Source organism: Sporosarcina sp. P32b (assembly GCF_002743335.1).
GTDB lineage: Bacteria > Bacillota > Bacilli > Bacillales_A > Planococcaceae > Sporosarcina.
Genome location: NZ_PDZB01000003.1, coordinates 187,720 through 199,506, shown reverse-complemented (window position 1 = coordinate 199,506; position 11,787 = coordinate 187,720). Strand labels below are relative to the sequence as shown.

Genomic DNA, 11,787 nt, shown 5'->3' with positions numbered 1-11,787 from the left:
CACACCCTTCACCTATCATGCGCACCGGCAGCCTGCAAGTTTTTACTTGGAAGTGCCTGGCCGATTTTTTCTTGAATAAACGCGGACGCCGCTAAAATCTTCTCTTCATCGACGCCGGTATGAATCCCCATGCCGTGTAGCATATACAATACATCTTCTGTCGCCGCGTTGCCTGATGCACCCGGTGCATACGGACAGCCGCCGAGCCCGCCAGCTGAACTGTCGAACACCGTAATGCCCATATCAAGCGAGGCTAGGACATTCGCTAAAGCTGTCCCGTGCGTGTCATGAAAATGCATCGCTAATTTGTCCGCTGGAAAACGTTTCAGCAGCACGTCAAGTACTTCCTGGACTTGCCTCGGATTCGCAACGCCGATCGTATCGCCCAACGACAACTCATCAATACCCATTTCAAAAAGAGATTCCGACACGCGGACGACTGCTTCTGTATCGACCACTCCTTCGTATGGACAGCCAAACACTGTAGACACATAGCCTCTCGTCCTCTTGCCCGCCGCATTCGCGTCTTGGACAATTTCTTTTAATACAGGCAATGTATCCACGATCGTCTTATTAATATTTTTCAAATTATGCGTTTCGCTCGCCGACATGAACACCGCTGCTTCATCGATATCCGCCGCAAAAGCTCGTTCAAGCCCCTGGCGGTTCGGGACGAGCGCTGAATAAGAGATGCCAGGCTGCCGCTTAATGCCTGCCATCACAACACTTGCGTCCGCGAGTGCCGGAATCCATTTCGGATTGACGAAAGACGTCACTTCAATCGATGTCAGACCGCTTTTTGACAGCTTATTAATCCAGGCGATTTTGTCTTCTGTCGGAATGAAGATTTTTTCGTTTTGCAGTCCGTCACGTGGTCCGACTTCTTTAATCGTAATTGTTTCAGGCCATTTCATCGTTTCATCTCCTTCTACAGGATTTATTCAATGATTGCGATGACGTCTCCTTCGTTGACGAATTCGCCTTCGTTCACTTTCACTTCTTTTACGACGCCGTCAAAATCAGTAGCAATCGGTATTTCCATTTTCATCGATTCCAAGATGGCGATGTCTTGATCTTCTTCTACTGCGTCTCCTGCTTTCACAAGTACTTTCCAAACGCTTCCTGCCATGCTTGCTGTAATTTCTGTCATACTAATTCCTCCCAGTGTCATTTCATCTACTTTTGTTTTATCTTTTTCTTCGTCAAATATTTTTCCACAAATTCCGTTGTCGTTTCCCCAGATCGGAATGCTTCATGCGTTGCTACTTCCTGTAGCATCGGAATATTTGTCTTGATACCTTCTATATGGTAGTTCGAAAGTGCTTCCTGGAGCCGGTCGATCGCTTCGTCGCGGTCTTTACCTTTGACAACGAGTTTCGCGATCATCGGGTCGTAAAACGGTGTGACGACTGACTCGCCGTGGACTGCCAATTCGTGGCGGATGCCCGGTCCTTCGGGTAGCTTCAGTTTCGTGATCGTCCCGGGTGAAGGGAAAAATGTTTTCGGATCTTCTGCGTAAATCCGCACTTCAATTGCATGCCCATCGCGTTTGACGTCTGCCTGCGCAAATGAAAGTGTTTTCCCCGCTGCGATTTCAAGCTGCTCTTTCACTAAATCAAGCCCCGTAATCTCTTCCGTAATCGGATGCTCTACTTGCAGTCGTGTGTTCATTTCAAGAAAATAGAAGTTTTGATCTGCATCGACTAAAAACTCGATTGTGCCAGCGTTTTTATAGCCGATAGACTTCGCTGCTTTAACCGCCGCTTCACCCATTTTTTTTCGGGTCTCTTCCGAAATGAATGAAGACGGTGCTTCTTCCACGACTTTTTGGTGGCGGCGCTGGATTGAGCATTCGCGCTCCCATAAGTACACTGTATTTCCTTCATTGTCCGCTAAAATCTGAATTTCAATATGGCGTGGTTTTTCGACGAATTTTTCAATATACATCGCGCCGTCTCCGAAGAAATCAGTAGCTCGTTTTTGATTACCTTCAAACGCTTTGCCGACTTCATCGGCGCTGTGGACAACTTGCATACCGATTCCGCCACCGCCTGCAGATGCCTTCAGCATAACCGGATAGCCAATGCTTTCCGCCACTTCGATTGCTTCTTCCGCGTCTGCAAGCGAACGAGTGACACCCGGTACGACTGGAACACCGGCTTTTTCCATCGCCTTACGCGACGCGATTTTGCTGCCCATCTCAGAAATGACTGCAGGTGAAGGTCCGATGAACACGAATCCTTCTTCTTCGCAGCGGCGAGCAAATTCGGCATTTTCAGAAAGCAGACCATAGCCTGGATGGATCGCTTCTGCTTTCGACTGATGAGCTGCTTCTAAAATTTTATCGATTTTCATATAACTTTCTGTTACACGGGGTCCGCCGAGCAAATATGCTTCATCCGCCTGCTTGACATGGACAGCTTCCGCATCTGCTTCCGAATAGACACCGACCGTCTTAATGTCTAGCGCTCTGCATGTACGCATAATACGGGCCGCTATTTCCCCACGGTTTGCAATTAAAATCTTTTTAAACATGACATTCACCCTTTCAATTTATCCTGTAACAAGCTTTTATCAGTATCAATTTAAGAAAGAGAAGGCCGGCCACAAAAAGACCGGCTCTGCTGTTCATTTATTTGCCCGCAGTGTTCGCTTCCATGACGCTCTGAAGTTCCTTAACTGTCGATGGATCTTCAAGCCCCGTCACATCGCCTGCAACACTGCCTGTCGTAACGATTTCTTTAATCAGACGGCGCATAATTTTTCCACTCACCGTTTTCGGCAGTGAGTCGGTTAGGACGATCTCTTTCGGTAGGGCTATTTTTCCAATTTGGCGGATGATGTTTTCTTTAATCCGTTCTTTAACTTCCTGCCCTTCTGCTTCATTTTCAGAAAGGCGAACGAAAACTAAAGGCACTTCCCCTTTAATTTCATCCGGCACACCAATGACCGCGCATTCCGCCACGCCTGCACATTCAAGCACAGCACTTTCCATTTCCATCGTGCTCAAACGGTGACCTGCGACGTTGAACGCATCGTCGGAGCGGCCGACTACCCAAATATAGCCGTCTTCATCGATTAGTGCGAGATCGCTTGCATAGTAGCTGCCGTCGACTTGGCTGTAGTAGGAACCGTAATAACGTTCCGGCTCTCTCCAAATCGTCCGGCACAACATCGGGAACGGCTGTTTAATGATCAAGTTGCCGAGCTGCCCGGCTTTCACAGGTTCGCCGACTTCATTGACGACATCTAGCACCGCGCCTAAAAACGGTTTGCCAGAAGAGCCGGGTTTCATCGGCGTCAGCCATGCTGCTCCTGAAATCGGTGAGCCGGCTGTTTCGGTCTGCCCCCACGTGTTGTTAATATAAACTTTTTTCTTGCCGAGCACTTCATATGTCCAGTGCCATGTCTCCGCATCGAACGGCTCACCGACGAGTGCGATTACGTCAAGACATGATAAATCAAACTGCTCGATCGGCTTCTCCCCCATGCTTTTCAACATGCGTAGCGCTGTCGGAGCGGTAAATAGTTTATTGACACGATATTTTTCAATGATTTCATAAAAACGTGTCTTCTCGGGATAATCGATCGCTCCTTCGTAAACAACTGTCGTGACGCCGTTCGCAAGAGATCCGACGATGCCCCAAATGTGCATCGTCAACCAGCCGATATCCGCTGTACACCAAAATACATCGTCATCTCGATGGTCGAGATGGTATTTCGCGTAGACATAGTTCTGCACGACAAATGCCGTTCCTGAATGGACGATCCCTTTCGGCTTGCCCGTCGTGCCGCTCGTATAGAAAACAATGCCGCTTTCATTTGCTTCAAGGCGCTCAGGTTCGCAATGAATGCTTGCTTTTTCCGTCAGCTCATGCCACCAGTAATCGCGACCTTCTTGCATATCGATATCGATACCCATGCGATTGACGACGATGACCGCTTCAACTGATGAAGTAGACGGCGCTACTTGATCAACTTTTTCTTTCAAACGGATTTCTTTGCCGCGGCGCACTGTTGCATCCGCGGTGACGATGACTTTCGGTTCAAAGCTTTCAAGACGATCGGACAAAGAACGCTCGGAATAGCCCGAAAATACTGCGTTGTAAATCGCCCCGACACGGAAACAAGCGAGCACCGCTATGACCGCCTCCGCCAAGTTCGGCAGATAAATCGCGACACAATCGCCTTTTTTTACACCAAATGACCGAAGCACATTGGAAAAACGGTTCACTTCAGCAAGAAGCATCGAATACGTGTAAAACTTGGAATCGCCGTTCTCACTTTCCCAAATGAGCGCTGTCCGGTTACCGGCGCCGTTATGTATATGCCGGTCGAGTAAATTGATACTCGGATTTGTAATGCCCTCAACGAAAAACTTGAAATCGGGAAGCGTGCCGCTGATCGTCTCTTTCCAGGGTTCATACCATTCGAGCTCACGGGCTTGCTGATCCCAAAATGCAGCCGGATCTTCTTGGGACTGCTGGAGAAGTTCTTGGAAAGCTTCCGCGCTACCAATTGACGTCGAGCGCACCTTTTCTTCACTAGGATAAATAAGTTTACTATTTGCCGCTAATTGTAAAACTCGTTCAATATCCATTCAATCGCTCCTTTGTCAATTCATTAAAAATCCTTTCACAAATCAGCAACCGATCTGTTTTGCAATGACCATGCGCTGAACTTCAGACGTGCCTTCACCGATTTCTAAAAGTTTCGCATCACGGAAGAAACGCTCGACCTGGTATTCTTTAATATAGCCATAGCCACCGTGAATCTGCACTGCTTGATCGCAGACCCGCATGCACATTTCAGAAGCAAATAATTTTGCAAATGCCGCTTCCTTTTTGAATGGACGGCCTTGATCTTTCAGCCAAGCTGCTTTATACACCATATTGCGTGCCAGTTCAATATTCATCGCCATATCCGCGAGTTTGAACTGAATCGCCTGGAAGTTCGAAATGCTTCTACCGAATTGCTTTCGTTCCTGCGCGTAATTTAGCGCCTTCTCGTAAGCACCCTGCGCGATGCCGACACCCATCGCGGCGATGCCAATCCGTCCGCCGTCAAGCGTTGCCAAAAACTGTTTGTAACCGTTTCCAATTTCACCGAGAAGATTTTCTTTCGGCACACGGACGTTTTCCAAAATCAATTCCGTCGTGTTGGAAGAATGAAGCCCCATCTTTTCGTAGTTTGAGATGACCGTAAACCCTGGTGCATCAGTTGGTACGATAAATGCACTGATACCGTTCGTTCCTTTCGAACGGTCTGTAATCGCCGTTACGGCAAGATGTTTCGCATAACTCGCATTCGTAATGAAACATTTCGAACCATTAATGACCCACTCATCGCCTTCAAGTACAGCTGTCGTCTCTGTACCACCTGCATCGGACCCAGCATTCGGTTCCGTCAATCCAAACGCCCCGAACGATTCGCCCGTACAAATCGGCGTAAGATATTTCTCTTTTTGCTCCGGTGTGCCGAATAAATGAAGTGGCGCGCCGCCAAGTGAAATATGCGCAGAATACGTGATGCCTGTCGATGCGCAGACACGGCTCAATTCTTCCGTAACAATCGCAAAACTCGTCGTATCCGCTCCGCCACCGCTGTACTCTTCTGAGAATGGTAGCCCCATCAATCCTAGCTCTGAAAACTTTTCAAAAATCTCTTTCGGGAATTCCCCTGTACGATCACGCTCATCTGCACCCGGTGCCACTTCCGCTTCCGCAAACTCCCGAACCAGCTTGCGCACCATTTGTTGTTCATCCGTTAAATCAAAATTCATATCCAATATCCTCCATTCTTTCATTACATTCTGTTATTGCCGCTACTTGTGCTATTAACACTTACATTGCAAACGCTTTCATCTATACGTATACTTTCAATAGACACGCTTTCATTTTATTTCCAATTCACTTATAATTATAAACAATAAAAAAAGTCAATTCCATGTGTGATTCTCCGAAAGAATTTGTGTGTTTTACACAAAAAACATAAAATACCATAAGGTTAGGATGATAGATTATGCAAGACACGTTAACTCACCGCCAGCTCAAATCTCTTGTACATGTTTCCACTGTCATAAACTCTTCATTAGATATTGAAACGATTTTCGACTTAATTATCGGTGAAGCAATTTCCGCAGTAGACGCAGCAGGAGGCGGTTCAATTTGGGTTTTCGACCAGCAGAAACAGCGCCTGATGGCCAAATCCGCACATGGCTTGTTTTATCCACAAATCTTTAAATCGATTGAATTAAGCAGCGGGGAATCTATGACGGGTATGACGTTTCAAATGGAAAAAGGGCTAGTGTTTAAAAACGAAGAAGAAATCAAACAGGCGCTCGATACACTCACTCCTGACAACCGAACGCTTCTTGACGAATCGATTCCTGATAATTTCCATTTTACTTCAATCATTTCATCTCCGATTTTATCGAAAGGAACGTGCATAGGCGTCATTACGCTTGATTCATTCGATAAATCACTTCATTTCAAAAAAGAGGATATGCAACTATTAGAGGCGATCGCCGAGCAAGCCGCCATCGCGCTCGAAAAATCGAATATTTATTATAAAGAAAAAAAGATTGTCCAGCAGCTGTCACGCTCGATTGAAACGCAGCGCAACATCGCCAATCTCGTCGTCAACGGAGAAGGAATCCAATCCATTATCGACTATATTTACAAAACAATCGGCGAGCATATTTTCTTATTCGATGAAATAGGCGAACTGACCGCTTCTGCCTGCCGCACGCCTGTGTCAGAAGAGATGCAAAGCGAAGTACGACGCTTTGCGAAACAGAACGACCAGTCGCCCAATAGGCCGTATAGCGTCTCTGAAATCACGCTAGGCCTCGAAACGTATCAATTCATCGCGCTGTCGCTACAATCGAAAATGAAGTCGCTCGGCACGCTCATCATCGTTTCAAAAGATCCAATCGGAGAAGCTGGAATCATCGCGCTCGAACACATCTGCACGGTCATCATGCTCGAGCTCGTCAAAGTACAAGCTGTCTATGAAACACAGCAGCGTCTGCAGGGCGAATTCATGACAAAAATATTATCTGGCCAGGCGATCGATGAAACATTAATGAAGCAGGCAAAAAATCTACAATTCGACTTGAACCGCAACTACATCGCCGTCAGTATCAACGTCGAAAACAAAGACAAATTGCAGCACGGTGCTATCAGCGAAAACGTCATCAACAACCTGCTCCATATGACAAATAAGTACTTCCTGGGAAAAAACTCGCAAGGCGCTGCGCTTATCGATCAAAACAAGCTTGTCGCCTTATTTTCCTACCCTGCCAAACTGCAGACAGCAAACCAAGTAAGTAGCATTAAACAACTCGCCTTGCACTTGCAGCAGGAAATCGAAAAAACATACAATGAACTCGACATCACTATCGGCATCGGCAGAATGAAACCAAACCTTGCCGCCGCACATGAATCGTTCAAAGAAGCTGAAAAATGCATCACATTCATGAAAAGCTACCATTTCGAAGAACGCGCACTGTCCTACACAGACCTCGGCATCCAGCGTTTCATCTTACAAAATTCAGAAGAAGAACTGCTCGATTTCGTCCACGAAGTCATCGGCTCGCTTATTCAATACGAACAAACTCGAAAAGGAGACTTGTTGCAAACACTACTTACCTATTTGCGTCAAAACCAAAACATCAAACGAACCGCTGTCGCCCTTCACGTCCATACCAACACGCTGAACTACCGCCTAAAACGGATTGAAGAAATTCTTTCAACCGATCTGACAGATGGCCAGCAATTATTCAACATTCAGCTGGCGGGGAATATTTACCACTATATTAAACGGTGATAAGGGGATGGGCTCCAGTCTTTGGAATTTCCACTGATAGCTCAATAAATGTAGGTCAATCATTCGTATCATGTGCTCAAGTGATCGACAACTATCTTTGGACAGATATCGCGATGTTGTTCAAAACGTTTTTGTCGGACAAAGTTAATTCTGCTGAAATTTACTGAATACAAACAAAGAACAGCACTGTAAACGTCAATTTTCTTAACGTTTGCAGTGCTGTTCATTCTATCTTCTTTTAAGAATTACATAACGCAATAGTAAGGATGCAAATATTCAACCATCTATAATTTATTTTATTAAAAATGATTGATTACTATTCAAATGGAGCAGATGTAAAATTTCTAATTTCTCCTTAATTCGAAAAACAGAATACTAATTGGAAATAACACCCATTTAGTGTTCTGTTTATTGTTACTTATTATACGCTACTAGGGCTTGTTCAGTTAGCTAAAGCCACAAGTAATCATTTTTCTACTATTTTTTTAAGTTGCTCTCCAAAATTCGTCCAACTGTATTTGGCTCCTTCAATAGCGCCTTTGGTTGCTTTTGTTTGTTCACTGAAACCAGTTTGTTGAAAATGTACATGCGTATTACCATCTGAACCTGTTTTTAACGTCCATGTGATCGTAGTCGTTTCACCAGCACTTGCCCAAGTGTATGTTAATATGTGAGGTTCCTCTACTTCAAGCACCTCACCATTAACGATTCCATCCCACCATTCATTTGGCTCAGAACGAAATTGGAACTTTTCTCCGATTACTGGTGAAAAGTCATTTTGCCATATCCATTTTGCCAGCATATCTGAATCTGTTAACGCTTTCCACACTTGCTCAATCGAACTTGTAAATTGAAAGTCTAATGATACATCTGCCATGGTCTATTCCTCCGATACCTTTTGTTTTACATGTGCTACTTTTTCCATCGAGAAATTCTCATGAAATGATACCCAGTTTTTAATTTCTTGCAATGGGGTAGCATTTATTCGATATCTTGTTTCTCTTCCTACTTTACGTACAGTAACTAGGTCAGCCCCTTTAAGAATAGCCAAATGTTTAGATATGGCAGTACGCCCCATTTGAAATTCCGAAGTTAGCTCGTACAAAGGTAATTCATCTGCATCTGCCTCTGCCAACAAATATAGCAATTTACGTCTTGTTGGATCAGCGATAGCTACATACACATCACGTTTTTGTTTTCTTTCGCTCATAACCTCCCACCTCGCATATAGGACACCTAACAGTGACGTGTCAATGTTCATTCTTGACATAATTAATATACCTTTATTCACTCGTCAATAATTAAATTCAAAATCAACTTTTTTATTTGCATATTTCTTCATATTCCTTCATTTTACTAATAATCACAAAATACTCTCTTCAATTTTAAAAGACACAAATCCTTAGTTAGGACGTGTGCCAATTGGGAAAAGCTTTGTCATTGTGATTACTTACTTCACTGGTTTCCTGCTAAAATCCATGTCATTATTTAAAAGTTTTTAAAGGAATATTACACAATGATCTTTATTAAAGTCTGACTAAAGTTTACATATCAATCGATAAAAACTCAGGCAACGAATGTTCATGCTTGTCGATCATAATTTGTTCAGGTTTGATGCCCTGCTCACGTAGAACTGCAATGTTCTGCACAAGGAATTCGTCACTGCCGACAACATAGAAGAGTCCCTCTTTGTCTGCCGAAAGACTTTTCACTTCTTCATAATAGTCTTTACGAGTGTCGACGAATTGTGATGTGAAATTCTTGTCAGGTGCGGACTCAAAAATATTCGTGAATAAGAAATTATTTGATGAGTCGATGTTCAACGAATGAATGTGATTGACGTGATCAGCACGATCGAAATAGTCAAGTACAAGCGGTCTAAAAGTTGCCAGACCGACGCCTGATGACAGCAAGTAAACATTTTTGTCTTCTCTTTTAAGCGGTACATTTGAGTGTGTTTTAAAGATTGCAACCTCATCGCCAACCTCAAGTTTTCTTAATATGTTTTTAAACTCAGAGCACTGCTCTCTGATGCGTGTTGTGATACCGATGAAATTTTCGTGCGGTAAAGTGGAGATTGACATGTGACGAATCAAGCTACGGTTTGGTTTATCTCCCGCATTAAAACCTTCCAGTGCGAAGTGGGTGTGGGAACCTTCTTCCCATGTAAAGTCTTTCGGACAGTCGAGCATATACGTTTTAACCTCAGGTGTTTCTTCTATAATAGTATTAATTTTAGTCCAGTATATTTGCATTATATATTCTCCTTAGCTAATTATATGTATCATTACTATAACTTTAATTAAAATTGAATACATCTCTCTAAGAGGCTAAAATAAGCCTGTTGATCCCACATATACTAGTTAAATTACAACATGTATTCATAATACACTCGTATTTAATTTCCCATAAGATAAGCATATTGGCTTTTGACTAAAAGGACAAATCGATAGGATTGCTTGAATTTGAAAGATCTGCTGCAAATGTTCACAAGTAACGACGCGCTCTGGTATACCTTCTGTTACAATTTCACCATTATACATAGCTATTAAGAAATCTGAAAAACGAGAGGCGTGATTTATATCATGCAACACCATCACAATCGTTTTCCCTTGTTCTTTGTTGAGTCGTTCTACCAATTGTAAAACATCAAGTTGATGCGCCATGTCAAGATACGTCGTCGGTTCATCTAATATTAAAATATCTGTATCTTGAGCAAGCGCCATCGCAATCCATACACGTTGTCGCTGACCCCCAGATAATGCTTCAATGGGTCGCTCTTGAAATTCAGTTAAGTTTGTTGCTTCTAGCGCCCAATCAATCGCCTCAATATCTTCTTTTTTTAAACGACCAAAACTTGATTGATGTGGAAAACGACCATATGCCACGAGCTCATATACCGTTAATCCATCGGGTGCTTCCGCTGTTTGGGGTAAGATGGCCATCTTTTTCGCGATTTCTTTCGTGCTTGTCTCATGAATCGCTTTTTGATCGATAAAGACTGCGCCATGACTCGCTTGTAAAATACGAGAAATAGTTTTTAATAAAGTAGATTTGCCACATCCATTTGGTCCAATAATTGTCGTGATTTGTCCTTTAGGTATCGCGACACTTAGTTCTTCAATAATGATTTTCGAGCCATAACCGACAGTAATTTCTTCAACATCAATCATTCCATTCACCTCACTTATTTTTCATTAAAAATCGCAATGCTTGGCACATGCTGGCTGGAATGATGGACATGTGATTTTCATCCGGAGATGTAAACATTTCGACCGATTGCAGGGGCAAAGATTTCAGATGGTTATATAGAGATTGTACATTTTCAAACATCTTATGCTTTTCCTGTTGTTCTGACGCTATAAAGATCACACTTTCTATAGGAGTGATTTTCAAAGCATCCTGTAGTATTTGCTCTTGGTTCCACCAAAGAGATGGACTGCAAATATAATAATGTGTGAATAATTCCGGCTCCAAAATAAGCGTTTGAACTAGAAATAGTCCTCCCAACGAATGGCCAAAAACTAGTTGCTTGCGAACATCCATTTCGACTTCTTGTCGAACCATTCGTTTCACTTTTTTTAATACCTTTAAAAATTCTTCCGCACCGCCAGAGGTAGGCCACGGTACTCCCGATGGCCGTTCTGGTAAGTTGACAACTTCACTTTGTGGTGTGAAATCATATATACGTAAAGGTGAAAAGATTTCTTCTTGTGCATATCCTATCGATACAATTACCGCAAGAGGTACGCCTGTTTTTTCGGTGCGTTGTGCTTGCAACTTCACAACACTTTCGAAAAGAACACCGTAAGCATTCCCATCCAATATATAAAACACAGGATACCCTTCCTCTGGTGCTGGTTCCTTAGGGATGGCAATTTTAATTCTATAGTCAGTCTCTGATATAGAATGACGTATTGATTTCACTATATGTCTATAAGTCATAACCAACCTCCA

11 protein-coding genes are annotated in these 11,787 nt (G+C 43.5%); 1 reads left to right on the top strand and 10 read right to left on the bottom strand.

What is annotated here, in order from left to right; all coding sequences use genetic code 11:
- Positions 1–8: 8 nt before the first annotated feature.
- The 5 genes from CSV64_RS04035 to CSV64_RS04015 all read right to left on the bottom strand — a co-directional run bounded on the left by CSV64_RS04035 (position 9) and on the right by CSV64_RS04015 (position 5,782).
- Complete coding sequence (locus CSV64_RS04035; protein WP_099632907.1) at positions 9–914, bottom strand: hydroxymethylglutaryl-CoA lyase; 906 nt, start codon at positions 912–914, stop codon at positions 9–11.
- Between the two features lie 23 nt (positions 915–937).
- On the bottom strand, positions 938–1,150 hold the full coding sequence (locus tag CSV64_RS04030) for an acetyl-CoA carboxylase biotin carboxyl carrier protein subunit (protein WP_233190367.1): 213 nt from the start codon (positions 1,148–1,150) through the stop codon (positions 938–940).
- A 26-nt stretch (positions 1,151–1,176) separates the two neighbouring features.
- Entirely contained in the window at positions 1,177–2,535 is a 1,359-nt protein-coding gene (locus CSV64_RS04025) for an acetyl-CoA carboxylase biotin carboxylase subunit (protein WP_099632905.1), read from the bottom strand.
- Positions 2,536–2,632: 97 nt separating this feature from the next.
- On the bottom strand, positions 2,633–4,600 hold the full coding sequence (locus CSV64_RS04020; protein WP_099632904.1) for an acetate--CoA ligase: 1,968 nt from the start codon (positions 4,598–4,600) through the stop codon (positions 2,633–2,635).
- A 42-nt stretch (positions 4,601–4,642) separates the two neighbouring features.
- Positions 4,643–5,782: an acyl-CoA dehydrogenase gene (locus tag CSV64_RS04015; protein ID WP_099632903.1), complete on the bottom strand. Its 1,140-nt coding sequence runs from the start codon at positions 5,780–5,782 to the stop codon at positions 4,643–4,645.
- Between the two features lie 239 nt (positions 5,783–6,021).
- On the opposite strand from CSV64_RS04015, the gene CSV64_RS04010 reads away from it, so the two are divergent.
- A complete protein-coding gene (locus tag CSV64_RS04010) occupies positions 6,022–7,830 on the top strand; it encodes a helix-turn-helix domain-containing protein (protein ID WP_099632902.1) in 1,809 nt (602 codons plus the stop codon).
- 466 nt (positions 7,831–8,296) lie between these two features.
- Here CSV64_RS04010 and CSV64_RS04005 read toward each other — a convergent pair whose 3' ends face one another.
- From CSV64_RS04005 to CSV64_RS03985, 5 genes are all read right to left on the bottom strand, one after another.
- Positions 8,297–8,707 (bottom strand): SRPBCC family protein, encoded by a 411-nt coding sequence (locus CSV64_RS04005; RefSeq protein WP_099632901.1) that lies wholly within the window; start codon positions 8,705–8,707, stop codon positions 8,297–8,299.
- Positions 8,708–8,710: 3 nt separating this feature from the next.
- Positions 8,711–9,040, bottom strand: coding sequence for an ArsR/SmtB family transcription factor (locus CSV64_RS04000; protein WP_099632900.1), 330 nt, complete (start codon positions 9,038–9,040; stop codon positions 8,711–8,713).
- A 334-nt stretch (positions 9,041–9,374) separates the two neighbouring features.
- Entirely contained in the window at positions 9,375–10,085 is a 711-nt protein-coding gene (locus tag CSV64_RS03995) for a dihydropteridine reductase (RefSeq protein WP_099632899.1), read from the bottom strand.
- Between the two features lie 126 nt (positions 10,086–10,211).
- Positions 10,212–11,003 carry an ABC transporter ATP-binding protein gene (locus tag CSV64_RS03990; protein ID WP_099632898.1) on the bottom strand — a complete coding sequence of 264 codons (792 nt, stop codon included), beginning with the start codon at positions 11,001–11,003 and terminating at the stop codon, positions 10,212–10,214.
- Positions 11,004–11,013: 10 nt separating this feature from the next.
- The gene (locus CSV64_RS03985) at positions 11,014–11,775 is read right to left on the bottom strand and encodes an alpha/beta hydrolase (protein ID WP_099632897.1); all 762 of its coding nucleotides are present in this window, start codon (positions 11,773–11,775) and stop codon (positions 11,014–11,016) included.
- Positions 11,776–11,787: the final 12 nt, after the last annotated feature.

Coding starts and splice junctions, on each gene's coding strand:
- CSV64_RS03990 (WP_099632898.1), bottom strand. CDS start 11,003: ATGATTGATGTTGAAGAAATTACTGTCGGTTATGGCTCGAAAATCATT.
- CSV64_RS04000 (WP_099632900.1), bottom strand. CDS start 9,040: ATGAGCGAAAGAAAACAAAAACGTGATGTGTATGTAGCTATCGCTGAT.
- CSV64_RS04020 (WP_099632904.1), bottom strand. CDS start 4,600: ATGGATATTGAACGAGTTTTACAATTAGCGGCAAATAGTAAACTTATT.
- CSV64_RS04030 (WP_233190367.1), bottom strand. CDS start 1,150: ATGACAGAAATTACAGCAAGCATGGCAGGAAGCGTTTGGAAAGTACTT.
- CSV64_RS04010 (WP_099632902.1), top strand. CDS start 6,022: ATGCAAGACACGTTAACTCACCGCCAGCTCAAATCTCTTGTACATGTT.
- CSV64_RS03985 (WP_099632897.1), bottom strand. CDS start 11,775: ATGACTTATAGACATATAGTGAAATCAATACGTCATTCTATATCAGAG.
- CSV64_RS04025 (WP_099632905.1), bottom strand. CDS start 2,535: ATGTTTAAAAAGATTTTAATTGCAAACCGTGGGGAAATAGCGGCCCGT.
- CSV64_RS03995 (WP_099632899.1), bottom strand. CDS start 10,085: ATGCAAATATACTGGACTAAAATTAATACTATTATAGAAGAAACACCT.
- CSV64_RS04015 (WP_099632903.1), bottom strand. CDS start 5,782: ATGAATTTTGATTTAACGGATGAACAACAAATGGTGCGCAAGCTGGTT.
- CSV64_RS04035 (WP_099632907.1), bottom strand. CDS start 914: ATGAAATGGCCTGAAACAATTACGATTAAAGAAGTCGGACCACGTGAC.
- CSV64_RS04005 (WP_099632901.1), bottom strand. CDS start 8,707: ATGGCAGATGTATCATTAGACTTTCAATTTACAAGTTCGATTGAGCAA.